We start from the raw sequence: 24,033 nt of genomic DNA, 5'->3' as shown, positions 1-24,033 counted from the left end.
CAGCTGCTGCTCAACAGGGTGACAACCATGACGGATCAAACACAAATGCCTGAGCCCTCGCCGATCAACTACTATTACCTCTGGCACCTGACTGCTCTTGGCGTAGTCGACGCGGAATACGGATCGGCTCCACCGGCGCCTCCAGCGCCCGATGCGAGCTCCGCACGCGCGCTCTCCGATCCCCTCATCACCGGCACGGTCTGGGATGCCATCGCTTCCGCCGGCCCGCTGCGACCCGCGCGGGTCGCGCTGATCGATGTCGGCGTATCTCCGGATCATCCCAATCTGGCAACCCGGCTTGACCGGGAGGCGTCAATCGATTTGACGACCCATCGTTACGGCGCACGCGTGCTCGAAATTCTCGAGACGACCACATCCTTCGACCGCGAGGAAAGGCATGCCTTCTTTGCCGGGCTCGACATCGCTCCGCTCGGCAATATCGGCCTTTCGAACGACGACCGGGACTATCTCGGTGATCTGGTTGCCGAATACGCCGCGTCGGAGGGTGTTCTCCGGCGGCTCTACAATCCGGAATCGCTGTTTGCGTCGCATGGTACTTGTTGCGCTGGGCTGATCGTCGGCGAACCCGCCGTTGTTGCGGAAGAAGGCACGCCAAGCCTTCCGCCGGAAGGAGCCTTCTACGGGAATGGCGACGAGCTGCGCACGAGCGGCAATCGCAACGTCATCCCCTATTTCGGCGTTGATCCTTTCTCAAGGCTCATCTCGATCAGAACCTCCTTCGAAGACGATGTCAGGCAGTTCATTGCTGCCTTCCTTTATGCCTATCTTCAGAAAGCAGACGTGATCGTCTTGCCGCGCGGTCTGCCTGACCCGAAACACAGTATCGTTGACCCGAAGAACGAACTGAAGGCCGACCTGGAATTATGGAAAAACCAGGATGCCGCCAATCTGTTCACGCGCATTGCCGTTGCGGATCAGGGTGGGCCTGAACTGGAGCCGAAGGCAGCGCAGAAAGGCTCTAATCCCGATCGCCCATGGCATGTCCTCAAACAACTCATCCTCGCCATCAGCCGGCACATCCCGATCGTCTGCGCCGCAGGAAACAGTGGCGAGAGCCAGCTGATCTATCCGGCTAGTCTTGCCGCCGACAACAACGGCATCATTGCAGTTGGAGCCGTTACCGTCGAAGGTTTCCGTTCGGGCTACAGCAATTACGGCGAAGGATTGACGGTTGTCTCCCCCTCTGACGACGGGGAGGTCTTCAACAGGCATCAGTTGCGCCTCGACCGGCTTTCTCCATTTGCCGCGCAGCACGACTACAGCGCTTTTCGAACGCGGGAATACTACTATTCGCACTTCTCGCTGCTGACGACGGACCTGCCGGGGATTTTCGGTTATAATCATGGCTCCGATCCGTGGTCGGCCATCGTGCCGTTCGGTACCAATCCGGGCATCGGGGGCGGATACTACACCCCCTTCGGGGGCACATCAGGCGCGTCGGCGCAGGTGGGCGGGTTATGCGCTCTGATACAGCGTGCCCACAAAAGCCGCCACAATCCCGGTGACCGCCTCTCGGGGCCTCAAGTCAAGTCAATTCTGAAAGCCGCCTCTCGCCTGGACGCCATTGTCGCACCCGGAACGAGACAACTGACGGCAGATTGCATGAACGCCGAAAGCGAGGACGCTCTCGACGCGGTCTATTTCTTCGGGTCGGGCCTGCCGAATGCGCGGGCGGCGGTTGAGGCCGCTCTGGCGATCTGACTGCTGCGGCTGCGTTATCCAGAATTCTAAGCCTCCTCGATCTTGGAGGCTTTTTCTTTGTTTACGTCATTTTTACGGATTTTTAACGCCAAACTGGCGGGCCAATGACGCCCTTGGGGAATAGTGCCTCTCAACCGACGACGCGCAACGTTCCGATGCCGGGCAAAGCCGTCCCGAACTCCGGCATTTTTGCCCGAGATGCAACCTTGATCCGCCCGAAGACAAACTCTCGGAGGCTGCCGATGTCCGCGTCCCGCATACAACAGTTGGCAGATGAGGCGCGCCTCCTGCTCAAGCGCAATCCCCTGATGGCAAGTTCCGTCTCCCTCCAGCGCGTGGCAACACGCAACCTTTTGAAGCGACGCTTCGAATATGGCCGCACGCTTGCGGCGGCTTCGAAGCTCGCCGGTTGTTCGGCTGGGGTAGAGGCACTGTCAGGCTATTTCCCCGACCTTGCAGATGGCCGATACACTCGCCTGCCGGAGCTTCCGCCAGCGGTTGCCGGACCGGTCCGCGCCGACCCTTACCGTTCATCCGTACTTGCGGCCTGGATGGATGCGCTCGCGCGCAGTCTGGAATGGCAGGCAGCCCGCCCCGATGTGCAGGTTGTCGGCCGCTATCTGCAGCCGGATCTGATCGCATCGGATCTTGAACTCGAACGTCAGACAGCGTGCCGGCTCTCTTGCGGCATCGGCCTCATGCACATCGAAAGTCCGGCGCGTAGCCGTATCATGCAAGCCCTCCTGCGCCGATGCATGCCGGACTATCCCCGGCCCGGCTTTCCGATCTCCGACGATGCGCAATTGGATCGAATCGCCGACCATCTGGAGAAGGCCTTCGCATTGATCGCGGACTTGGACGAGTATGGCCATCAGCGTCTGATCGCCGGCCTGCACACGCTTTACGTTGGCGTGCGGCGCGAACCGCAGTGCTCCTTTTCGAGTTCGAACGAATTGCCGGGCAGCGCGCTCATCGTCCTTTCCAGCGAGAGATTACGCGCCGGCGATCATGCCGCGACAGCGGCCCAACTGCTTCATGAGGCGGGGAATATCCTGCTCGGGTTCTATACGACCTCGGCGGCGGCATCCCTGCCCGGCGAGTTCCAATATGTTTCCCCATACAAGAAGGACCTACAGACGCTCGAGAGCATCCTGCATACGGCCTACACCATTCCCTGGGAGTGCGCCTTGCGCATGGCATGCCTATCCACCGAGGCGGATCCTAAGCGCCGCTCCCGGAAAGCGGCATTCATAATCGCCTATGCCGCGCGGCAAGTCCCGCTTATCGACATCGCTCGGAAAGGGATCGAACGTCTCGGCGGCGATGTCCTCCTCGACCTCCCAGACATCGCCGCCATTCCTTCCTGGAGTAGTCGGATCTTGTTCCTCGTCAGCCAGTTGCTTGCCGAAGAACCCATTGCGCACCGGCAGGCGCATCTTGCCGAGCGCCAGCGAGTTCTCGATCGCCAAGCCTGGGATATCGGACAGATGCTGCTGCGCGGCAAGGAGCCGATCGATCCTCGGATGGGCCGGCGAGAGATCGATGACAGCGGCGACAATGTCAGCCTGTGGTACGACGGCAAATTCCACGTGATTGTGAAGACACCCGATTATGCGATGGGCGAGGATTACGGTCACTACGCCGCGACGATCCGCGGAGTTGCGCCCCGCGAGATGGAGGCGATGTGATGGTCAATTATCGGTCCAAACGATTATCGGCGGCTGCCAGCGTATCCGTCGACTTCCCGAACCTTGTCACCCACAGCCTGGGGCGGGGCGGCCGGGGGGCTCTGTTCACCGGCAATAGTGCCGATTCTGTCGAGGAACAGAGCCCCCATGTTACCAGGCCTGCATTCGTCGTCTCGTTGGAGGCTCCAGATATGCCGGCGACGGACGAATATGATCCCGCCGCAGTCGATCATCACGACCCCTTCCTGGCGCCTCTTTGCCATCGGCAACGCGACATCGCACTGTTTGGCGACATCGACTTCGTCATCATCGGATGCGGCGGCTTGGGCTCGCAGATCGCCATCCAGCTCGCGGCCCTCGGCGCGCGTCGTTTCCTTCTCGTGGATGCGGATCGTATCGATGAGAACGACTTGAACCATCTCCCATGGGCATGCGAGGCTGATCTCGGCCGGCTGAAGACGGACAGGCTGGCGACCCATCTGGCCGCGGGTTTCTCGGCCACTGTCTTCGCGCTGCCGGAATTTGCGGAAGGCGCCTCGGCGCTGCGGTTAATCGCAAACTACGCCAATAACCCGTTCCTCATCCTCGCCGGCGGCGATTCTCGTCCAACCCAAGATCTCCTGTCAGCCTGCCTGGCATTGGAAGCCGGCCTGCCGCCTCATCTGCATCTGGGCCGCTCTGCAAACTATTGCATGGCAGGGCCTTTGGCCTTGGTGCATGAGGACGCATGTTCCGTCTGCCATTGCGCTACCCAAGTCACGGCCGACGACGGCTTACGCGCGCCGCAGGCTACCGTCGACAGCCCATTGGTCGCCGGCCTTGCCGTGTCGCAGATTGTCCAAAAATGCCTTTCGAGACACTCGCTCGCCCGGGGACGCCAATGGATATTGGACCTCAAAGGCGACCAGGCCAAGCTGCGCTCTCTCCAAAGAACCCGAATGTAAGGTATGTCCATGATCGCGCTATTTTCCTCGGAATATCATTGCTCCGTTGGGGCAACTGCCGGAAAGAACGATGAGCTGACGATAACCGAAGCTCTTGGTGATCCACTGATCGCCATGGTGATGCGCGCGGATGGCGTAACCTCCGAAGAATTCAAGCGACTTCTTGAGGCGGCAGCCCGCGAGCTAAAAGCCAAGCTTGCTTCCCACCAAAGGGAAGAAAGGCGACGTGATTGTCGAAACGACACCGAAGATGGTTGACGAGCATGTGTGGCCAATCCCGGTCCGAAACCATGGCCCGGCATTGGCACTGGCCGTCCCGCGGAGTTCAGGGGGCAATGAGATTCGATATGTTCAAAAGTTTCCCAACGATAATTCTGGTTTTTGCGGAAGGGAAAGATCGCAAGGTGATCCATACCGCTCGCGAGGCTGCCCAACTGTTGCTGAAGGAATGGCCCACCGACGACGGTGAGGAATTTCTCACGGCGGTGAGCATCTGTTTGGAGGTCCTTACCGGAGAGAGCGAGCCTGAGAAATTGCATGAGGCAATCGTCCGCGCCGCATATGAGGCGGGTATTGCAGCGATCACGACTGATAACCGCCTTGGGATTTTCAGGATTTATCCCGTCAGCGAGGCCAGGTAGTTAACCGCCGCGCGGGCGCTCATCGCAATCCTAGAACAGTGGCAATCGGACTGATCCGGCCCGTTACTGGAAGCGATCGAGCGTCTTGTAATAGAGCCCGACGAGCGGCAGGAACCACGGCTTGCCGAAATGGCCGGGGACGGCGGGCCAGTCGAGCCCCTTGATCGGATTAAGGTCGGCCTTGCCGAGGATGGCGTCGGCCATGATCATGCCGAGATGGGTGGAGAGCTGGGCGCCGTGGCCGGAATAGCCCATGGCATACCAGACACCGTCGACATAGCCGGCGCGCGGATAGCGGTCCTTCGTCATGTCGACGAGCCCGCCCCAGCAATAGTCGATTTCGACGCCGGCAAGCTGCGGGAAGATTTCAGCAAGGCTGGCGCGCAGAATATCGCCGCTCCTTGCGTCCGAGCGCTGATCCGACGTGGCGGAAAATCGCGCACGGCCGCCGAAGATCAGCCGTTTGTCCGGCGATAGCCGGAAATAATTACCGATGTTCATCGACGTCACGCAGGTCCGGTTGCCCGGCATCGTAGCGGCGATTTCGGCGTCGGTCAGCGGACGGGTGGCGATCAGAAAGCTGCCGACGGAAATAATCCGGCGGCGGAAATAATTAAAAAGCGACGGCGTATAGGCGCCTGTCGCGACCAGCACGTGGTCTGCGGTGACGGTACCGCGTGCCGTCGTCAGGCTGTGGCGGCCGTTGCCCTGCCGGTGGGCGGTCACGGCCGCCTTTTCGAAGATGGTCGCGCCGTGACGCGCGGCCGCCGTGGCGAGCCCCACGACATAGCAGCCCATATGCATCATCGCGCTTTTCTTCGAGAGCATGGCGCCATGGAAGGGCGACCCAACCTCGCTTTTCAGGTCACTCGCCGTCAGAAGTGCCGTGTCGGGATCGACTTCTCTGTGAACAGCCTCGAAATTGCGGGCAATGGCGTCGAAATGCTGCGGCTTGGAGGCAAGCTTCAGCTTGCCGGCGCGGCGGAAACTGCAGTCGATCTCCTCTTCGGCGATAATCGCCTCGATCGTGTCGATGGAATCGTCGAACGCCTTGTAGAGGGCGACGGCCCGCTCCACGCCGAGTGCTGATTTGGCAGACAGGAAACTGTGGGCGAGCCCGTTGTTGAGATGGCCGCCATTGCGCCCCGATGCCCCCCAGCCGACCCGTTCAGCCTCCAGCACGACGACCTTGACGCCGGCCTTTGCAAGCTGGCGCGCCGCGGCAAGCCCGGTGAAGCCGGCGCCGATGATGGCGACGTCATAATGTCCTTCGACGGGGCCCTGAGCGCCGCCGGCAAAGGCTGGTGCCGTGTCGTGCCAGTAGGATTCGAACCACATCCGCGTCTCTCCGTCAGAGCCCGACGACGCCAGGCAGGCCCGAGATATCGGGAATTTCGACATAGCCGTAATAGGGATTGGCCGGCTCGTGGCCACGATTGACCCAAACCTTGTTCTTGATGCCGAGGTCGTGGGCCGACATCAGGTCATAGCGGAAGGAGGACGAGCAATGCAGCACGTCTTCCGGCCCGCAGCCCAGCATATCGAGCATATATTCGAAGCCCTTGAAGCGTGGCTTGTAGGACTGCGCCTGCTCGGCGGTATAGACCGCGTGGAAGGGCGCGCCCAGTTTTTCAACGTTCGACATGATCTGCGAATTCATGGCGTTGGAGAGGATGACCAAGGGGATTTCCTTGGCGACCTTGGCGAGACCGGCCGGGACGTCTGAATGTGGCCCCCAGGTCGGAACCCGCTCATAGACCATCCGGGCGGCTTCGTCGCGAAATGTCACGCCGTTGCGCTTGCATGTCCGCTCGAGCGAATTGTGCACCACCTCGGCATAGGGTTTCCAGTCGCCCATGATCTCGTCGAGGCGATAGGCAGCGAAATTCTTGATGAACTCCGCCATGCGTGGCTCGTCGAGCTCTTCGCCGTAGAGATCGCGTGCCGCCTCCGCCATCTGAAAGTTGGTCAGCGTGCCGTAGCAGTCGAAGGTGATGTATTTCGGACGGAACGTCGTCATTTGAGTATCCTTGAGCGATCGGAACTGGGGACGTGTCACAATCATAGGGACCGCTTCACCCACAGCTCGCCTGAATTGCCGCCATCGGAAGCAGAATCTATCGTATCGAAAGCAGGGTTTGGCAGAAGGTTGTGCGCCTGCCCGCCGTCAACGGCCGGCGGAGTGACGCCTTCAATCGCCGTCGTGATCATCATCGTGATGCGACGGAAGGTCGAGGCCGAAGGTGTTGACGAGATCGGCCACCTGCGCCGGGCTGAGGAAACGGGGATTGAGGTTGCGCAACAGCAGATAGAGCTTCGCCGTTTCCTCCAGTTCCTCGGTCGCAAAGACCGCCGCTTCCAGGCTGTCGCCGGCAACAACAGGTCCGTGATTGGCCAGAAGCACTGACGAATACTTGCCCGCCAGTCCGCGGATCGCGTCGGCCACCGCCGGATCGCCGGGACGATAATAGGGCACCAGCGCGGTTTCGCCGGCGCGCATCAGATAATACGGCGTCATCGGCGGCAGGGCGGCGCGCGGATCGATCTCCGGCAGCATGGTCAGTGCCACCGCGTGGGTGGAGTGAAGATGGACGATGGCGCGGGCACTGCCGCGCGTATCATAGAGGGCAGTGTGTAGCGGGATCTCCTTGGTCGGCTTGTCGCCGGACAGGAGCCTGCCTTCGGCATCGAGCCTGGAGATCCGTGCCGGGTCGAGAAAGCCGAGCGAGGCGTTGGTCGGCGTGACCAGCCAGCCGCCATCCTCCAGCCGCAACGATATGTTGCCCGATGAACCAGGCGTCAGCCCGCGCTCGAACAGCGAGCGGCCGTATCGGCAGATTTCCTCACGCAGGCGCGCGTCGGACATGACAGTTCCTCCAATATTACGCGGTTGCCCCTTCGATCAGTTCAAAGCCGAGATCGACGGCCTGCGGCGGCGCATTCGTGACGACCAACTGCGCGGCCATCTGTCCGGTCGCGACACGCGGCGTTCGGATGGTCGATAAGGGTTGCGGTGTTGCCCGGCCGATATCGAGGCCGTTATAGCCGAAAATGGCGAGCTTCGAGGGGATCGCTATCCCCTCGGCCAGACAATGAAAATAGCCGCCCAGCGCCATGTCGTCGTTGGAGAAATAAACCGCATCGAGATCCCTCGTCCGGGCAAGCAGCCGCTCCAGCCCCAGCCTGCCGTTTTCCACGGATGAAGCGCCGGCGAGAATTTCACGGGCGACGAGCGGGGCGTCATGCGCGCCGAGCGTTTCACAAAAGCTGGAAAAACGCTTGCCGGCACGGGTATCGCGGTTCAGGTCGTGACCGACATAGCCGATCCGGCGATACCCCCGCTTGAGCAGGAAGGCAGCGCTCTCCCGCCCGGCCGCGCGGTTCGAGAAGCCGACGGCGATATCGAGAGCATCACCGTCCAGATCCAGCAGTTCGACGACCCGGCACCCGCTGGCGCGCAGCATCTTCACCGTGCCCTCGCTATGCTCGCACCCCGCCAGCATGACCGCCGCCGGCCGCCAGGCAAGCATCGCAGCGGCGAGCGCTTCTTCCTTGCCCGGATCATAGTCGGTCACCGAGAAAACCGCCTGATACCGGTTTTCCTCCAGAACGGCACTGGCACCGCGCAGCACATCGGGAAAGACGATGTTGGACAAAGAGGGAATGACGAAGGCGACAAGACGCGAACCGGTGGAGGCAAGCGTTCCCGCGATCCGGTTCGGCACATAGCCCAGTTGCTCGACGGCGGCCATCACCCGCTCGCGCGTCTTGTCGGAAAACGAACCATGGTTGCGCAGCACGCGCGACACCGTGCTCTCGCCGACACCGGCGGTTTCCGCGACTTCGGCAAGCGTTACCGTCGGCTGATGTTTGAATTCCATCACTACGTCTGACCCAGCTTGCGGCCTGGTTGCCCGGCCTGTCCGCCGATGGCCACTTCCCCATCACCTGTTTCATCGCTCCCGACAAGAAGCAAGACTTTTTTGGCAGCGCTACCATTTGGAGTTGGCAACGCTGCCAAAATGCTCTAATGAAATTGGCAGCGCTGCCAACGTGCGACTGACGTACCTTCTGCCCTCCCAGACCTGACACCCGGAGGCGCAGACCTTTTCTCACAAGACTGGAGAACCTGCTCATGCCACCGCTTGCTGAAAACTCGGGCTCGGCCGTTCTCGCAGCCGTCATCGGTCTTGGCTCCATGGGGCTTGGAATGGCCCGGTCGATGAAGCGCGCAGGTCTCGACGTCGTTGGATATGACATCATGCCGGCGGCAGTAGACCGCTTCATCGCCGACGGCGGACGTGGGGCGGCGACCCCTGCCGCTGCGGCAAAGGACGCCGACATTGTCGTCTCCGTGGTCGTCAACGGCGCGCAGACCGAGGCCGTGATGTTCGGGCCTCAAGGCGTCGCGAGCACAATGAAGCCCGGCGCCGTCTTCATCTCGTCGGCCACCATGGATCCCGCCGTCGCGCGCGATCTGGCCGGGCGGGTGGAGGCTCTCGGCCTGCATTACCTCGACGCGCCGATTTCAGGCGGCGCGGCCAAGGCGGCGCGGGGCGAACTGACGATCATGGCCTCCGGCTCCAGACAGGCCTTCGACACCGCGCGTCCGGGTCTCGATGCCATGGCCGCCAAGGTCTACGAGCTTGGCGACGAGGCCGGAAAAGGTGCTGCCTTCAAGATGATCAACCAGCTTCTCGCCGGCGTGCACATCGCGGCCGCCTGTGAGGCGATAACCTTTGCCGCCAAGCAGGGCCTCGACCTCGACAAGGTCTATGAGGTGATCACCGCGTCGGCCGGCAATTCCTGGATGTTCGAAAACCGCGTGCCGCATGTGCTGGCCGGAGACTATACTCCGCTCAGCAGCATCGAGATTTTCGTCAAGGATCTCGGTATCGTCCAAGACATGGCCCGCTCTGAGCGTTACCCGGTACCGCTCGCGGCAGCAGCCTTGCAGATGTATCTTGCCGCCTCCGGGGCGGGCATGGGCCGTGACGACGATTCCTCGCTCGCGCGGCTCTACGCCAAGCTTTCGGGCGCTGAATTGCCCGGTTCCACCAAAGGGCTGCAGAGCCTGTAAAAGGAACGCTCGACATGCCGGTTTTCGCCGCCAACCTGACGATGATGTTCAACGAATGGGCGTTCCTCGACCGCTTCGACGCCGCAGCCGATGCAGGCTTTGCCGCCGTCGAATACCTCTTTCCCTATGAAGCCGCGCCCGAGGCGATCGCCGAACGGCTTGACCGCAACAATCTGCAGCAGGCCCTCTTCAATCTGCCGCCAGGCGACTGGGCATCCGGCGAGCGGGGCATCGCGGCCCTTCCCGGACGCTTCGATGCGCTGAAAGCCGATGTCGAGCGGGCATTGGACTATGCGGAGGCGACCGGGGTCAGACGGTTGCACCTGATGGCAGGCATCGCCGACCATCATGACGAAGGCGCCTCCTCCTGTTATCGGCGCTCCGTCACCTATGCTGCAGAGCGGCTTGCGGAAAAAGGCATCGATCTGCTGCTCGAGCCGATCAACGGGCGAAACATGCCTGGATATTTCCTCAACGACTTCGGCGCCGCCGAACGGCTGATTGCCGAATCCGGTCTGCCGAACCTGAAGCTGCAGTTCGACATCTATCACCGTCAGATCATCCATGGCGACGTCACCATGGCATTGCGACGCCTGCTGCCGATCACCGGCCATATCCAGATCGCCAGTGTGCCGTCACGCAATGAGCCGGATGGGGAGGAGTTGAACTATCCCTATCTGTTCGGCGAAATCGACCGCCTGGCTTACGACGGTTTCGTCGGCTGCGAATACATTCCGCGCGACCACACTCTCGACGGTCTTGGCTGGTTCAAACCTTTTGCACGGAGCTAGACGATGGCTATTTTCCTCGGATCAATCGCTGACGACTATACGGGCGCATCCGACCTCGCCAACACCCTGACGAAGAACGGTCTGCGCACGGTACAGACGGTCGGCATTCCCGACCCGTCGCTGGCACTACCGGATGTCGACGCCGTGGTCGTTTCCCTGAAGATCCGCTCCGTCTCGGCCTCGGACGCCGTGACGGCTGCCATCAGCGCTGAGCGATGGCTGCGCCAGCGGGGTGCCGGCCATGTGCTCTACAAGATCTGCTCGACATTCGATTCCACCGATGCCGGCAATATCGGTCCGGTCACCGAAGCCTTGAGGGAGGCGGCGGGCGGCGGCGTCGTGCTGGTGACGCCCGCCTTTCCGGAAACGGGACGCACCGTCTATCTTGGCCATCTCTTCGTCGGCGGACAGCCGCTGAATGAAAGCCCGCTCAAGGATCACCCCCTCAATCCGATGCATGACGCCAATCTCGTTCGGGTGCTCACCCGACAATCGCGCAATGCTGTCGGGCTGGTCGATCTCACGACCATCGGCGCCGGACCCGGCGCCGTCAAAATGAGGCTCGATTCCTTTCGCACCGCAGGCGTCACCGCTGTTATCGCCGATGCGATTTTCGAACGCGATCTGGAAACGCTCGGCGAGATTGCGTTGGAAATGCCGGTGTCCACCGGTGCGTCCGGCCTCGGCCTCGGCCTTGCCCGCGCGCTCGTCCGCTCCGGTCGGATTTCCTCCGGCGGCGCAACGACGGAGGACGCCATTCGCCCGGTGGGCGGGCTTTCCGCGATCGTTGCCGGCAGCTGCTCGAAGGCGACGCTCCGCCAGCTCGACATCGCCGAACGATCGATGCCCGTCCTGCGGCTCGACCCTGAGCGGCTGCTTGCCGGTCCGGATGAGATCGCCGCGGCGATTACCTGGGCCGGAGACCGCATCTCCGCCGGCCCCGTCGTCATCGCCGCGAGTGCTGCGCCTGCAACCGTGTCTCGGCTGCAATCGCTCCATGGACGAGAGGCATCCGGCCACGCGATCGAGACCGCGACATCGATCATCACAGCCGAACTGGTGGAGAGAGGCGTGCGGCGCCTTGTGGTCGCCGGCGGCGAAACCTCTGGCGCGGCCGTCGACCGGCTCGCCATTCCGGCTTTTCTGATCGGCCCGGAGATTGCGCCCGGTGTTCCGGTGCTGCGCACAGTCGGCAATGCCCAGGGCGACATGCTGCTGGCGTTGAAATCAGGAAACTTCGGAGGCGAGGATTTCTTTACGGCAGCGCTGGCGATGATGCATTGACAGACCCGGGATCCGACGAATATCGGTCGGTTCTAGCATAAGATGCGGCCGCCGATGATAGCAAAGCCATAAGATACTGCTTGAACCACGGCCTTCAGACGATCTGCCCGCCGGCGCTCCGGCAGACTGGCGGGCACGACATGAAGGACGCCGCCATGCAAACAAGTCAGATCGAAATCGTCCCGTTCGGCCCCGACCATCTGGAAGCCGCCGTTGCGCTCTCAAGGCAGGCGGGCTGGCCGCATCGGACCGAAGACTGGCAGCTGGCGCTCGCCTTGAGCAACGGGATGGTTGCGGTCGAGGACGGCAAGGTCGTCGGCACCGTCCTCGTCACGCCTTACAAGAGAGATTGTGCGACGATCAACATGGTCATCGTCGACGAGACGATGCGCGGCAGGGGTCTCGGCCGCAAGCTCATGGACGCCGCATTGCTGGCCGCCGGAGACCGGCCGCTGAGGCTGGTGGCGACGACGGCAGGCCTGCCGCTCTACCAGAAGCTTGGTTTCCACGAGACGGGAACCGTGGCGCAACATCAGGGCCTTGCCGGAGACATCGCCGTGCCGGCGGAAACGCAAGCCGCCACCGACGCCGACCTCGCTGCTATCGCGGCACTCGATCGCCGTGCCTTCGGCGCCGATCGCGAAGGGCTGCTCTCTTATTTCGCCGGGATCGGCGCATTCGCCGTCATTCGCCGCGATGGCCGCGTTTCCGGCTTTGCGTGCCTGCGTCCCTTCGGCCGCGGCGAAGTGATCGGACCCGTCGTGGCCGCCAACCTCGGCGAGGCCCGAAAACTCATCGAACATTTCATCGCCAGACGGTCCGGACGGTTCCTCAGGGTCGACACCACTGATGAGACCGGGCTTTCCCCATGGCTCGCCGAACAGGGGCTCGCTCATGTCGGCGGCGGAATCACGATGGAAAAGCCGTTGGTTCGCCAAGCTGCCGACCCGGCCGTCACCACCTTTGCCCTCGCCAGCCAGGCGCTCGGCTGATCCGGAGATCTCCATGTACAGCAATTCCCTCATCGAACTCGATCGCGCTCACCTCATCCATCCGGTCGCCTCCTACCGCGGCCACGAAAAGCTCGGCGTGCGCGTGCTGGCCTCGGCCAAGGGCGCGACGGTCACCGACGCCTCTGGCAAGCAGCTGATCGACGGCTTCGCCGGCCTCTGGTGCGTCAATGCCGGTTACGGCCACGAGAGCATCGTCGAGGCAGCGGCCCGGCAGATGCGCGAGCTTCCCTATGCGACGGCCTATTTCGGCCTCGGCTCCGAGCCCGCGATCCGGCTTGCCGGCGAACTCGCCGACCGCGCTCCTGGCGATCTCAACCATGTCTATTTCACGCTCGGCGGCTCCGATGCAGTGGACAGCACGGTCCGCTTCATCCGCTACTATTGGCATGCCCGTGGACAGCCTCAGCGCGATCAGTTCATCTCCGTCGAACAGGGCTATCATGGTTCCTCGACGGTCGGCGCGGGTCTGACCGCGCTGCCTGCCTTCCATGCCGGCTTCGGCGTTCCATTCGATTGGCAGCATAAGATTCCGTCTCACTACGCCTATCGCAACCCGGTGGGCGACAATCCGCAGGCAATCATCGACGCCTCGCTTGCGGCGCTGAGAAGCAAGGTCGAGGCGATCGGGCCGGAACGCGTTGCCGCCTTCTATGTCGAGCCGATCCAGGGCTCGGGCGGCGTTCTGGTGCCGCCGAAAGGCTGGATGAAAGCCATGCGCGAATTCTGCCGCGCGCACGACATCCTTTTCGTCGCGGACGAGGTGATCACCGGCTTTGGCCGCACCGGCCCGCTTTTTGCCTGCACCGAGGATGAGATCGTGCCCGATTTCATGACGACCGCCAAGGGCCTCACCTCCGGCTACGTCCCCATGGGCGCTGTCTTGATGGCCGATCACGTCTATGAAACGATTGCCGAGGGCGCCGGTGCTGCCGCCGTCGGCCATGGCTACACCTATTCGGCCCATCCCGTCAGCGCCGCGGTCGGCCTCGAAGTCCTGAGGCTTTACGAAAATGGCCTTCTCGAAAATGGCGTCAGGGCCGGTGCGCGGCTGATGCGGGGACTGGAGTCGCTGAGGGATCATCCGCTCGTCGGCGATGTCCGCGGCCGCGGCATGCTGGCCGCCGTCGAGCTCGTGGTCGACAAGGTGAACAAGACGCCGTTGCCGGCATCCGCCGAACCTGCCCGCCGCATCTTCGATCGCGCCTGGGAAAACGGCCTCGTCATCCGCGCGTTCGGCAATGGTGTGCTCGGCTATGCGCCGCCGCTCTGCTGCACCGAAACGGAGATAGACGCGATCGTCGAGCGCACCCGCATCACGCTGGACGAGACGCTGGAGGACCCGGATGTGCGTCGGGCGCTGCAGGCCTGAGAATATCGGGAAACGGTCAGATTCGGTATTTTGTGCCGCCTTGTGACGTCTATTCGGCGAATCCGGCGCAGTGCAGGTGACAAACTGAAGTCAACGAAAGGCCTGGATCCCGGCAGATGCGGCCTTCCCATACAAGAGCGGGACAATGACCCCGCCAGCGGAACAGAATTTTCTTCTTCGAGAAGCCGCGCTCCGACAGGAGCCGAACACTGGGGAATTCACGTGAGCAAGAGCCTTTCGGAATTCAAATACATGACCTTCGACGTCGTCGGCACGCTTATCGACTTCGAGGGCGGTCTCAAGGCCTGCCTTGCCGAGATTGCCACCGAGGCGGGGACTGAAATCGACGGTGAGCAGGCCCTTAGCCTCTACCGGGCAGCCCGCTACTCCGAAGACGCCGATCTTTTTCCCGACGACCTTGCGCGCGTCTACCTCGCGATCGCGCCGAAGCTCGGCCTGCCCACTGAGCAAAAATATGGCGAACGGCTGCGGGACTCGGCGAAGAGCTGGAAGGGTTTTGCAGACAGCGCCGCAGCGCTGGCCAGTCTTGCTAGGCATTACCGCCTTGTTGCAATGACCAATGCCCGCCGCTGGGCATTCGATTTCTTCGAGAAAGAGCTTGGCAATCCCTTTTATGCCGCCTTCACCGCGGATGATACCGGGACTGAGAAACCCGATCCCGCCTTCTTCGAGAAGGTATTCGACTACGTCGCCTCGCAAGGGCATTCGAAGGACGACATCCTGCATGTCGCCCAGAGCCAGTACCACGATATCGGGATTTCCCGGAAACTCGGGCTGACCAATTGCTGGATCGAGCGGCGACATGCCGAGAAGGGTTACGGCGGCACGATCGAACCGGCCGAGTTCACCAAACCCGATTACCATTTCACCTCCATGGCCGGCCTTGCCGATGCCGTGGCTGCCGCCCGCGCCTGACTTTGAAAGCAGATCGGGCCTGCCCGCAACGGGCAGCCCGCCACACAAGAAAAGGGGAATGAGATGAACGACAAGATCACCAATTGGACCAGATCCGACGACGCCATGGTCGAAAGCGCCATCCGCCGTGGCGCCACCCGTCGCGAATTGCTGCATATGATGCTTGCGGGCGGTGTGGCGCTGTCTGCCGGCGGGCTCGTGCTTGGCCGCGCCGGCAAGGCGCTCGCCGCCACGCCCGTTTCCGGAGGTACGCTCAAGGCGGCCGGCTGGTCGTCCTCGACGGCCGATACGCTCGACCCCGCCAAGGCGTCGCTCTCCACCGACTATGTCCGGTGCTGCTCCTTCTATAACCGCCTTACCTTCCTCGACAAATCAGGCACGCCGCAGATGGAGCTTGCCGACGCGATCGAGTCCAAGGATGCGAAGACCTGGACGGTCAAGCTGAAGAACGGCGTTACTTTCCATGACGGCAAGCCGCTGACCGCCGATGACGTAGTTTTCTCGCTGAAGCGCCATCTCGACCCATCCGTCGGCTCGAAGGTCGCCAAGATCGCCGCCCAGATGACCGGCTTCAAGGCGGTCGACAAACAAACCGTCGAGATCACGCTCGCCAGCCCGAATGCCGACCTGCCGACCATTCTGTCGATGCATCACTTCATGATCGTCGCCGACGGCACGACCGATTTCACCAAGGCCAACGGCACCGGCGCGTTCGTCAAGGAAGTCTTCGAGCCGGGCGTTCGCTCGGTCGGGATCAAGAACAAGAATTACTGGAAATCCGGCCCGAACGTCGATTCCTTCGAATATTTCGCCATCAGCGACGACAATGCCCGCGTTAACGCGCTGCTTTCGGGCGACATCCACCTCGCAGCCTCGATCAATCCGCGCTCGATGCGCCTCGTCGAGACCCAGGGCGACGGCTTCACCTTGTCGAAGACCACCTCCGGCAACTACACCAATCTCAACATGCGACTGGATATGGAGCCCGGCAACAAGCGGGATTTCGTCGAGGGCATGAAGTATCTCGTCAACCGCGAACAGATCGTCAAAGCGGCGCTGCGCGGTCTCGGCGAAGTTGGCAACGACCAACCCGTTTCGCCTGCGAATTTCTATCATGACGCAGAGCTGAAAGCGCGGGCCTTCGATCCCGACAAGGCGAAGTTCCACTTCGACAAGGCCGGTGTGCTTGGCCAATCCATCCCGATCATCGCCTCCGATGCGGCGGCTTCCTCGATCGACGTGGCCATGATCATCCAGGCGGCCGGCGCCGAAATCGGCATGAAGCTCGACGTCCAGCGGGTACCTTCCGACGGTTACTGGGACAATTACTGGCTCAAGGCGCCGATCCACTTCGGCAATATCAACCCGCGTCCGACCCCTGATATCCTCTTCTCCCTGCTCTACACCTCGGACGCTCCGTGGAACGAAAGCCAGTACAAGTCGGAGAAGTTCGACAAGATGCTGATCGAGGCGCGCGGCTCTCTCGATCAACACAAGCGCAAGACGATCTATAACGAGATGCAGGGCATGGTCGCCCAGGAAGCCGGCACTATCATTCCGGCCTATATCTCGAACGTCGATGCCACGACAGCCAAGCTCAAGGGCCTGGAAGCCAACCCGCTTGGCGGCCAGATGGGATATGCTTTTGCGGAATATGTCTGGCTTGAAGCCTGATACGGCAAAGGAGACTGGGGCTGCAGCCGCGCCCCAGTTCCTCCATCTGCATTGATGGAACTTAACTCGAACGCAAAGGGAAGACGCCCGTGAACCGCCAGGTCTTATCCCTTGTACTGAGCAGATTGTTCGTCGCCGTGATCACCCTGGTGATCGTCTCCTTCGCCGTCTTCTTCGCGACAACGCTGTTGCCGGGAGATACGGCGACGATCCTGCTCGGCCAAGCCGCCACGCCGGAAGCCGTCGAAGGCCTGCGCAAGGCCATGCATCTCGACGAACCAGCGCTCTTTCGTTTCCTGCGCTGGATCGTCGGATTGCTGCAGGGCGATCTCGGCACGTCCTATGCCAACGAAATGCCGGTCGCCGCTCTCATTGCGGGCCGCTTCGTCAATACGCTGAAACTTGCCGGCGTCACCGCGCTGTTCTCCGTGCCGATTGCGCTGACGCTCGGGATCACCGCGGCGATGCTGCGCGGCACCCTTTACGACCGGATCGTCACCGTGATCACCATCGGCGTCATCTCCGTGCCGGAGTTCATGGTCGCGACCTCCGCCGCGCTCATCTTCGCCGTCTATCTGAAATGGCTGCCGGCGCTGTCTTTCGCCAATGAGGTCCACAGTCTGACCGATCTGTTGCGCGTCTATGCCATGCCGGTGATCACCCTCACCTTCGTCGTCTCGGCCCAGATGATCCGCATGACGCGCGCGGCTGTAATCGAGACGCTCAACACACCCTATGTCGAGATGGCATTGCTCAAGGGCGCTTCCCGCCCGCGCATCGTTTTTCGCCATGCACTGCCGAATGCGCTCGGCCCGATCGTCAATGCCGTTGCGCTTTCGCTGTCCTATTTGCTTGGAGGCGTCATCATCGTCGAGACCATTTTCAACTATCCCGGTATCGCCAAGCTGATGCTGGATGCCGTCGCCACCCGCGACCTGCCGCTGATCCAGAGCTGCGCGATGATTTTCTGCCTGGGTTATCTGCTCCTGATCACCATCGCCGATATCATCGCCATCCTTTCCAATCCGAGGCTCCGATGACCATGACCAGTTCCGAAACCACCTCCGGCCGGCTGTCCGGAACCCGGTTTGGCTATCGCTTCAACATCGTCGGCGCGATTGGCTTCACTGTGATCCTCTCATGGGCGCTCGTTGCGATCTTCGCGCCATGGGTCATCCCCTACCCCGTCGGCGAGATTATCGATCTCGACTATTTCGGCCCGATGAGTCGGGAACTCTGGCTCGGCTCCGATTATCTCGGCCGCGACATGCTCTCGCGGATTCTGATGGGCGCGCGCTATACAGTCGGTATCTCGCTCGCTGCGGTAACGATCGCCTGCTTCAGCGGCGTCGTGCTCGGCATGATCGCAGCGGTCGCCGGCGGCTGGCTGGACACGATCCTCAGCCGCTTCCTCGACGCCCTCAACTCCATCCCGAGCAAGTTGTTCGGCCTGGTGGTCGTCGCTGCCGTCGGCTCGTCGGTCCCGGTGCTGATCATGACGCTGTCGGTGATCTACATCCCAGGCGCTTATCGCTTCGCCCGGGCGCTCGCCGTCAACATCAATGCGATGGATTTTATCACGGTCGCGCGCATCCGCGGCGAAAGCACCCTCTATCTCATTCGCTCGGAAATCCTGCCCAACATCGTCGGGCCGGTGCTTGCCGATCTCGGCATCCGCTTCGTCTTCATCGTTCTGCTGCTCTCCGGGCTTTCCTTCCTCGGCCTTGGCGTCCAGCCGCCCTATGCCGATTGGGGTGCGCTCGTACGTGAGAACATCGGCGGCCTGCCATTCGGTGCGCCGGCGGTGATGTTTCCCTCGCTTGCCATCGCCAGCCTGACGATCAGCGTCAACCTGCTGATCGACAACCTGCCGCAGAAAATTCGCGACCGGAGCACGTCATGAGCAATTTCATCGAAATCCGTGACCTGAAGGTCGAGGCCACCACCGATTCCGGCCGACGCGTCGAAATCATCAAGGGTGTCAGCCTCGATGTTGCCGAGGGCGAGATCGTTGCGCTGATCGGCGAGAGCGGCTCGGGCAAGACAACCATCGCCCTGACCCTGATGGGCCATACCCGTGCGGGCTGTCGTATCTCCGGCGGCAGCGTTTCGGTCGGCGGCAAGGACATGGTCACGCTCAGCGAGAAGCAGCGCGCCAAGGTGCGCGGCACCGAAGTCGCCTATGTCCCGCAATCGGCGGCTGCCGCGTTCAACCCGGCCACATCGATCATGGACCAAGTGATCGAAGTCACGCGTATTCACCAGCTGATGTCGCCTGATGATGCGCGGGCCCGGGCCGTCGAGCTCTTCCGGGCGCTGTCCCTGCCGGAGCCCGAGACGATCGGCAACCGTTATCCGCACCAGGTTTCCGGCGGCCAGCTGCAACGTCTGGCGGCCGCCATGGCGCTGATCGGCGACCCGACCCTCGTCATCTTCGACGAGCCGACGACGGCGCTCGACGTCACGACCCAGATCGAAGTGCTGCGCGCTTTCAAATCGGTCATGAAAAAGGGCGGCATCGCTGGCGTTTATGTCTCGCACGACCTTGCCGTCGTCGCCCAGATCGCCGACCGCATCGTGGTCTTGAAAGGCGGAGAGACCCAGGAAACTGGCACCACAGACGAAATCCTCAACAATGCCAAGCATCCCTATACCAGGGAGCTGCTCGCAGCCTTCGAACCGAAACCGCGTGGCGCAACTGGCCCCGCCGAACCCGCGACGGCTCCCCTGCTGAGCATCGAAGGTCTTGTCGCGGGCTATGGGCAGCGCCAGGCCGATGGCCTGCCGCTCGTTCGCGCGGTCGAGCATGTGAGCCTGAAGGTGGAAAGAGGCCGCAATCTCGGTATTATCGGCGAATCCGGTTGCGGCAAGTCGACGCTCGCCCGCACAATCGCCGGCATCCTGCCGGCGGCGGTCGGCAAGATCGTCTTCGACGGCACGGAACTGCATCGCAACGCGCGCGAGCGCTCGCGTGATGAGTTGCGCGAGATGCAGATCGTCTTCCAATATGCCGATACCGCACTCAACCCGGCAAAATCGGTAGAGGACATCCTCGACAGACCTTTGGTCTTTTACCACCGCATGGATCGAAAGGCGCGGAACGCCCGGATCGATCAGCTGCTCGACATGGTACGTCTGCCCCGCAACCTGCGCCATCGCCGGCCGGGCGAACTCTCGGGCGGGCAGAAGCAGCGCGTCAACTTCGCCCGGGCACTCGCCGCCGATCCGAAGCTGATCCTCTGCGATGAGATCACCTCGGCGCTCGACACGGTGGTCGCCGCCGCGGTCATCGACCTGCTCAAGGAATTGCAGCGCGAACTCGGCCTCTCCTACATCTTCATCAGCCACGACCTCTCGGTGGTGGAGGCGATCTGCGACGAGATCGTCGTGATGTATGGCGGCCGCAAGGTCGAGGAAATCACATCCCTGACGGTGAAGGCACCGCAACACCCCTATTCGCAACTGCTCTTCTCGTCGGTGCCGACGCTCGATCCGGCCTGGCTCGACGGGCTCCAGCAGGATCCGGAACTGGTGCGGGCCTACTGCCGGCATTGAGCGCCGATTCTACTGCAAAATTTCTCAGGTCGGATTTGCTTCAAGAAATTAGGCAGCAAACTGCTCTGCCCTCCTCGAAACCAAGAGTTGGGCGCTTGCCAGATCAAGCGCCCACCGGGTCAGGTCGTGCTGGAAAGCCTCGACTCCGCGGCAGGAGCCCAGCAAGTGGCAGCGAACATGGCTTTGGAAGGTAAGGCCGAAATTTTGTCGCAAGTCCTTCCAACCAGTAGAAGCTTATCCTTATGGGGAGAACAACCTGCGACAGCGAGAACCTGTATCCGCGCAGGACTGATGAGTGACGCAAAAACTGCGCAGTTTTGCTGAAAGGCTCTAATGCGGAAATAAGGTGGTGAGCGGCATGTGAGCCTTGATAATCGGCGATTTCAGGACAACGAAGCTGAAATATTTGTCGATGCCGACGTCCAGGTCGGTCAGCCGCTCCATGATCGTCTGGTATTCGTCTATCCCGGCAGTGACGAATTTCAGCATATAATCGTAGCCGCCCGAAACCAGGTGGCATTCGATCACCTGGTCGACCTTCTCGATCGCCGCCAGGAAGCGGGCGAAGTCGATCTGCCGGTGGTTTTTCAGGGTGATCTCGGTGAACACGGTCAGCGTCTGCCCCAGTTTGCTGACGTTGATCTGAGCCGAATAACCTTCGATATATCCCTCCGACTGCAGCTTCTTCACCCGCATCAGGCAGGGGCTTGGCGAAAGATTGACCAGTTCGGCGAGTTCCACATTGGTGACGCGGCCGTTCTTCTGCAGTTCGTAGAGAATTTTTACGTCGATCCGGTCGAGTTTCATCTCACACGCCCTCATTTGCTCGAGATCGCCAATCACGCAGCAGATTATGCTGCTGCTTGCCGGCACCAACCTTAACACATGACGTTGGCCTGTCGATCGCGTTGCAGGACAGGCCGAAGCACAAACGACTGCTGGCATGCTCCCGACACGGAATCTTCTGCTGCCACCAACCGATCTCCGGCAAAGCCGTGGCGTCGGATCCGCTACACTACGCTTAAAACGGAGACTCTCCCATGCCCGCACCGCTCAATCGCGTCGACACCACGCCGGAACTGCCTTCCACCGCTGATGTCGTGGTCATCGGCGGCGGCATCGTCGGCGTTTTCACGGCCTATTATCTCGCCCGGCGCGGATTGAAGGTGGCCCTCGTCGAGAAGGGTCTGATCGGCGCCGAACAATCGAGCCGCAACTGGGGCTGGTGCCGCCAGCAGAACCGCGACGCCCGCGAACTGCCGATGTCGACGAAGAGCCTCGACCTTTGGGAGCGCTTCGCCACTGAGACCGGGGAGGATACCGGGTTCCGTCGTTGCGGTCTTTTCTATCTCAGCAACAGCGACGAGGAACTGTCCGGTTGGGCCCGCTGGCGCGATTTCGCCCGCTCGGTCGGTGTCACGACACATATGCTAAGCAGCGCCGAGGCGACCGAACGCGGGCGTGCCACCGGCTCTTCATGGAAAGGCGGGGTGTTTTCGCCGACCGACGGCACCGCCGATCCGGCGAGCGCTGCGCCGGCGGTCGCCCGTGCGATCCTGAAACTCGGCGGCACGGTGCATCAGTCCTGTGCAGCCCGCGGCCTCGACGTCGAAGGCGGCAGGCTCTCGGGCGTCGTCACCGAGCATGGCACGATCCGGACAAAGATCGCTGTCCTCGCCGGTGGTGCCTGGGCCTCCTCCTTCTGTCGTCAGCTCGGCATTCGATTTCCGCAAGCCTCGATACGCTCCTCGATCCTCTCCGTATCTCCAGGCCCAAGCAGCCTGCCGGATGCGCTGCATACATCAGCCGTTTCGGTAACGCGGCGCCGCGATGGTGGTCACACGCTCGCGATCAGCGGCCGCGCCCGTGTCGATCCGACGCCACAGCAGTTCCGCTTCGCGCGGCAATTCCTGCCGATGTTCGCCCGGCGCTGGCGCAGTCTCGCACCAGGCGGGCTGGAGGGCTTTCGCTCCGGCCACGAGTCTCTGGCCCGCTGGCGGCTCGACAGGCCGACGCCAATGGAGCGCATGCGCATCCTCGACCCGACTGTCGACGAGGCTACCATTGCGCTTACGCATTCGCGGGCACTCGAGCTTCTGCCCGCCTTGAAGAAAACCGCCATCAGCGCGGCCTGGGCAGGCTATATCGACAGCACGCCGGACGGCGTGCCGGGGATCGGCGAGATCGCCACCTTGCCCGGTTTCATCCTTGCTGCAGGCTTCAGCGGCCACGGCTTCGGCATCGGGCCGGGCGCCGGTCATCTGATTGCCGATATCGTCACCGGCGATGAGCCGATCGTTGATCCGAGACCCTACCACCCCGACCGCTTCGGTGGATCCGCCTGGGGCAAAGTGGCCGATTTTTAGGACACGGTCGGCCTTTGCGCAGCGTTCGACGACGCGGATCGGCACGACTTTGGTACCGGCCATAGGAGCCGATGCGTCGCGCTTCGATCGCCACGATCACGAAAAACCGGCGGTCAAGGGAAGGTGTGTCGCTTCGGTTCCTCACTGGCATTATTGGCAATCAAGGCGCGCAATGCTGCCGCCACAGGCGTGCCGAGGACAGCGAGATCGCGCACCGTGCTCATGTGATTGCCGTCTGCGACCTGCGATGCCCGCACGTCAAGCCCTTGGGCGGCAAGAATGCCCCTGAAGGCATTTGCCTGAATTTTGAACGGACCAGTTTCCTGTTCGCCGGTCATGATGGCGACACGCGTTGCAGGATCGTGCTCATGACGCATGGGCGTAAACCGTCGCACCTCCTCGTCGCTCAGCGCGATCTCGTCCCGCAGGAAAGACGTCTGCAGGGGTTCCAGATCGTATAGCCCGCCAAGCAGGAAAGCAGCGACGACCCCCGAAGGCGCTGAGCGATGAAAGAGAAAGGTTGCAAGATGTGCACCGGCGGAGTGGTGGCTGACGGAAAACCGCTTTGACGTGGCGCCAAAACGATCGGCATGCGCCAGCAGAAAAGCCTTGGCCTTCAGGACCTGACCAACCAGGGCGTCCATTCTCGCCGTGGGCATCAACGAATAATCGACGATGGCTGCGACCGCGCCGGCGCCGGTGATCGTTTCAGCGACGCAGGAATAGTCCTCCTTGGAAAACATCCGCCAATAGCCGCCATGGATGAACATGTGGATCGGCATGTCCGAGCCGGCGCTGTTTGGCAGGAAGATATCGAGCGTCTCGCCAGGCCTATCCCCGTAGGCGATGTTGGCCTCCATGGCGACAGTGCGCCGCGTTGCAAGGCTGCGAGCTCGGATATCGTCAACGATCGCGTCGAAATCTGCGACATGGTCACGAATGCGGAACGGATCGGCGGCCACAGGTTCCT

At 62.0% G+C, this 24,033-nt stretch carries 22 protein-coding genes; 16 read left to right on the top strand and 6 right to left on the bottom strand.

The annotated features are described in order from the left end of the window. Window positions 1-27 precede the first annotated feature (27 nt). The 5 genes from AC245Y_RS30515 (at window position 28) to AC245Y_RS30495 (ending at window position 4,995) form a co-directional block, all read left to right on the top strand. The gene (locus AC245Y_RS30515) at window positions 28-1,722 is read left to right on the top strand and encodes a S8 family serine peptidase (protein ID WP_017996392.1); all 1,695 of its coding nucleotides are present in this window, start codon (window positions 28-30) and stop codon (window positions 1,720-1,722) included. Between the two features lie 104 nt (window positions 1,723-1,826). Beyond that, a complete protein-coding gene (locus AC245Y_RS30510) occupies window positions 1,827-3,410 on the top strand; it encodes an aKG-HExxH-type peptide beta-hydroxylase (RefSeq protein ID WP_017996393.1) in 1,584 nt (527 codons plus the stop codon). Next, on the top strand, window positions 3,407-4,354 hold the full coding sequence (locus AC245Y_RS30505) for a ThiF family adenylyltransferase (RefSeq protein WP_017996394.1): 948 nt from the start codon (window positions 3,407-3,409) through the stop codon (window positions 4,352-4,354). Before AC245Y_RS30510 ends, AC245Y_RS30505 begins: the two co-directional genes overlap by 4 nt. Window positions 4,355-4,363: 9 nt before the next feature. Next, window positions 4,364-4,612, top strand: coding sequence for a hypothetical protein (locus tag AC245Y_RS30500; protein ID WP_003562903.1), 249 nt, complete (start codon window positions 4,364-4,366; stop codon window positions 4,610-4,612). Between the two features lie 77 nt (window positions 4,613-4,689). Then, window positions 4,690-4,995, top strand: a complete 306-nt coding sequence (locus AC245Y_RS30495; protein ID WP_003562905.1) for a DUF982 domain-containing protein — start codon at window positions 4,690-4,692, stop codon at window positions 4,993-4,995. Window positions 4,996-5,058: 63 nt separating this feature from the next. Here the strand turns inward: AC245Y_RS30495 and AC245Y_RS30490 are convergent, their stop codons facing one another. From AC245Y_RS30490 to AC245Y_RS30475, 4 genes are all read right to left on the bottom strand, one after another. Beyond that, window positions 5,059-6,333, bottom strand: a complete 1,275-nt coding sequence (locus AC245Y_RS30490; RefSeq protein WP_003562907.1) for an NAD(P)/FAD-dependent oxidoreductase — start codon at window positions 6,331-6,333, stop codon at window positions 5,059-5,061. A 13-nt stretch (window positions 6,334-6,346) separates the two neighbouring features. Then, window positions 6,347-7,015, bottom strand: a complete 669-nt coding sequence (locus AC245Y_RS30485) for a haloacid dehalogenase type II (RefSeq protein WP_003562909.1) — start codon at window positions 7,013-7,015, stop codon at window positions 6,347-6,349. A 171-nt stretch (window positions 7,016-7,186) separates the two neighbouring features. After that, the gene (gene otnC, locus AC245Y_RS30480; protein WP_003562910.1) at window positions 7,187-7,861 is read right to left on the bottom strand and encodes a 3-oxo-tetronate 4-phosphate decarboxylase; all 675 of its coding nucleotides are present in this window, start codon (window positions 7,859-7,861) and stop codon (window positions 7,187-7,189) included. A gap of 16 nt (window positions 7,862-7,877) precedes the next feature. Next, the gene (locus AC245Y_RS30475) at window positions 7,878-8,876 is read right to left on the bottom strand and encodes a LacI family DNA-binding transcriptional regulator (RefSeq protein ID WP_012755396.1); all 999 of its coding nucleotides are present in this window, start codon (window positions 8,874-8,876) and stop codon (window positions 7,878-7,880) included. 254 nt (window positions 8,877-9,130) lie between these two features. Between AC245Y_RS30475 and ltnD the strand changes: the two genes are divergently transcribed. The 10 genes from ltnD to AC245Y_RS30425 all read left to right on the top strand — a co-directional run bounded on the left by ltnD (window position 9,131) and on the right by AC245Y_RS30425 (window position 20,697). Beyond that, window positions 9,131-10,075 (top strand): L-threonate dehydrogenase, encoded by a 945-nt coding sequence (gene ltnD / locus AC245Y_RS30470; RefSeq protein WP_017996396.1) that lies wholly within the window; start codon window positions 9,131-9,133, stop codon window positions 10,073-10,075. 14 nt (window positions 10,076-10,089) lie between these two features. Beyond that, window positions 10,090-10,866, top strand: coding sequence for a 2-oxo-tetronate isomerase (gene otnI, locus AC245Y_RS30465; RefSeq protein WP_017996397.1), 777 nt, complete (start codon window positions 10,090-10,092; stop codon window positions 10,864-10,866). A 3-nt stretch (window positions 10,867-10,869) separates the two neighbouring features. After that, window positions 10,870-12,150 carry a 3-oxo-tetronate kinase gene (gene otnK, locus AC245Y_RS30460; RefSeq protein WP_017996398.1) on the top strand — a complete coding sequence of 427 codons (1,281 nt, stop codon included), beginning with the start codon at window positions 10,870-10,872 and terminating at the stop codon, window positions 12,148-12,150. A gap of 155 nt (window positions 12,151-12,305) precedes the next feature. Then, entirely contained in the window at window positions 12,306-13,142 is an 837-nt protein-coding gene (locus tag AC245Y_RS30455) for a GNAT family N-acetyltransferase (protein WP_003562921.1), read from the top strand. A gap of 13 nt (window positions 13,143-13,155) precedes the next feature. Then, a complete protein-coding gene (locus tag AC245Y_RS30450) occupies window positions 13,156-14,532 on the top strand; it encodes an aspartate aminotransferase family protein (protein WP_017996400.1) in 1,377 nt (458 codons plus the stop codon). Between the two features lie 222 nt (window positions 14,533-14,754). Beyond that, window positions 14,755-15,468, top strand: a complete 714-nt coding sequence (locus AC245Y_RS30445) for an HAD-IA family hydrolase (RefSeq protein WP_017996401.1) — start codon at window positions 14,755-14,757, stop codon at window positions 15,466-15,468. Window positions 15,469-15,531: 63 nt separating this feature from the next. Then, window positions 15,532-17,142, top strand: a complete 1,611-nt coding sequence (locus AC245Y_RS30440; protein WP_017996402.1) for an ABC transporter substrate-binding protein — start codon at window positions 15,532-15,534, stop codon at window positions 17,140-17,142. A gap of 89 nt (window positions 17,143-17,231) precedes the next feature. Further along, entirely contained in the window at window positions 17,232-18,182 is a 951-nt protein-coding gene (locus AC245Y_RS30435; RefSeq protein ID WP_012755388.1) for an ABC transporter permease, read from the top strand. Next, a complete protein-coding gene (locus tag AC245Y_RS30430; protein WP_003562928.1) occupies window positions 18,179-19,045 on the top strand; it encodes an ABC transporter permease in 867 nt (288 codons plus the stop codon). The genes AC245Y_RS30435 and AC245Y_RS30430 overlap by 4 nt, the downstream gene beginning before the upstream one ends. Beyond that, on the top strand, window positions 19,042-20,697 hold the full coding sequence (locus AC245Y_RS30425; RefSeq protein WP_017996403.1) for an ABC transporter ATP-binding protein: 1,656 nt from the start codon (window positions 19,042-19,044) through the stop codon (window positions 20,695-20,697). Before AC245Y_RS30430 ends, AC245Y_RS30425 begins: the two co-directional genes overlap by 4 nt. Before the next feature lie 330 nt (window positions 20,698-21,027). Here AC245Y_RS30425 and AC245Y_RS30420 read toward each other — a convergent pair whose 3' ends face one another. Further along, a complete protein-coding gene (locus tag AC245Y_RS30420; RefSeq protein WP_003562931.1) occupies window positions 21,028-21,504 on the bottom strand; it encodes an Lrp/AsnC family transcriptional regulator in 477 nt (158 codons plus the stop codon). A 233-nt stretch (window positions 21,505-21,737) separates the two neighbouring features. Between AC245Y_RS30420 and AC245Y_RS30415 the strand changes: the two genes are divergently transcribed. Continuing rightward, window positions 21,738-23,063 carry an NAD(P)/FAD-dependent oxidoreductase gene (locus tag AC245Y_RS30415; protein WP_017996405.1) on the top strand — a complete coding sequence of 442 codons (1,326 nt, stop codon included), beginning with the start codon at window positions 21,738-21,740 and terminating at the stop codon, window positions 23,061-23,063. A 113-nt stretch (window positions 23,064-23,176) separates the two neighbouring features. Here the strand turns inward: AC245Y_RS30415 and AC245Y_RS30410 are convergent, their stop codons facing one another. Beyond that, on the bottom strand, window positions 23,177-24,025 hold the full coding sequence (locus tag AC245Y_RS30410; protein WP_487762873.1) for an alpha/beta hydrolase: 849 nt from the start codon (window positions 24,023-24,025) through the stop codon (window positions 23,177-23,179). Window positions 24,026-24,033: the final 8 nt, after the last annotated feature.

It is taken from the genome of Rhizobium sp. SRDI943, assembly GCF_057653695.1.
This window is presented reverse-complemented; position numbering and strand designations above follow the sequence as displayed.

What these genes read in the sequence shown, in the direction of transcription:
- AC245Y_RS30515 (WP_017996392.1), top strand. Translation starts at nt 28, where the DNA reads ATGACGGATCAAACACAAATGCCTGAGCCCTCGCCGATCAACTACTAT.
- AC245Y_RS30510 (WP_017996393.1), top strand. Translation starts at nt 1,827, where the DNA reads ATGACGCCCTTGGGGAATAGTGCCTCTCAACCGACGACGCGCAACGTT.
- AC245Y_RS30500 (WP_003562903.1), top strand. Translation starts at nt 4,364, where the DNA reads ATGATCGCGCTATTTTCCTCGGAATATCATTGCTCCGTTGGGGCAACT.
- AC245Y_RS30495 (WP_003562905.1), top strand. Translation starts at nt 4,690, where the DNA reads ATGAGATTCGATATGTTCAAAAGTTTCCCAACGATAATTCTGGTTTTT.
- AC245Y_RS30490 (WP_003562907.1), bottom strand. Translation starts at nt 6,333, where the DNA reads ATGTGGTTCGAATCCTACTGGCACGACACGGCACCAGCCTTTGCCGGC.
- AC245Y_RS30485 (WP_003562909.1), bottom strand. Translation starts at nt 7,015, where the DNA reads ATGACGACGTTCCGTCCGAAATACATCACCTTCGACTGCTACGGCACG.
- otnC (WP_003562910.1), bottom strand. Translation starts at nt 7,861, where the DNA reads ATGTCCGACGCGCGCCTGCGTGAGGAAATCTGCCGATACGGCCGCTCG.
- AC245Y_RS30475 (WP_012755396.1), bottom strand. Translation starts at nt 8,876, where the DNA reads ATGGAATTCAAACATCAGCCGACGGTAACGCTTGCCGAAGTCGCGGAA.
- ltnD (WP_017996396.1), top strand. Translation starts at nt 9,131, where the DNA reads ATGCCACCGCTTGCTGAAAACTCGGGCTCGGCCGTTCTCGCAGCCGTC.
- otnI (WP_017996397.1), top strand. Translation starts at nt 10,090, where the DNA reads ATGCCGGTTTTCGCCGCCAACCTGACGATGATGTTCAACGAATGGGCG.
- otnK (WP_017996398.1), top strand. Translation starts at nt 10,870, where the DNA reads ATGGCTATTTTCCTCGGATCAATCGCTGACGACTATACGGGCGCATCC.
- AC245Y_RS30455 (WP_003562921.1), top strand. Translation starts at nt 12,306, where the DNA reads ATGCAAACAAGTCAGATCGAAATCGTCCCGTTCGGCCCCGACCATCTG.
- AC245Y_RS30450 (WP_017996400.1), top strand. Translation starts at nt 13,156, where the DNA reads ATGTACAGCAATTCCCTCATCGAACTCGATCGCGCTCACCTCATCCAT.
- AC245Y_RS30440 (WP_017996402.1), top strand. Translation starts at nt 15,532, where the DNA reads ATGAACGACAAGATCACCAATTGGACCAGATCCGACGACGCCATGGTC.
- AC245Y_RS30430 (WP_003562928.1), top strand. Translation starts at nt 18,179, where the DNA reads ATGACCATGACCAGTTCCGAAACCACCTCCGGCCGGCTGTCCGGAACC.
- AC245Y_RS30425 (WP_017996403.1), top strand. Translation starts at nt 19,042, where the DNA reads ATGAGCAATTTCATCGAAATCCGTGACCTGAAGGTCGAGGCCACCACC.
- AC245Y_RS30420 (WP_003562931.1), bottom strand. Translation starts at nt 21,504, where the DNA reads ATGAAACTCGACCGGATCGACGTAAAAATTCTCTACGAACTGCAGAAG.
- AC245Y_RS30415 (WP_017996405.1), top strand. Translation starts at nt 21,738, where the DNA reads ATGCCCGCACCGCTCAATCGCGTCGACACCACGCCGGAACTGCCTTCC.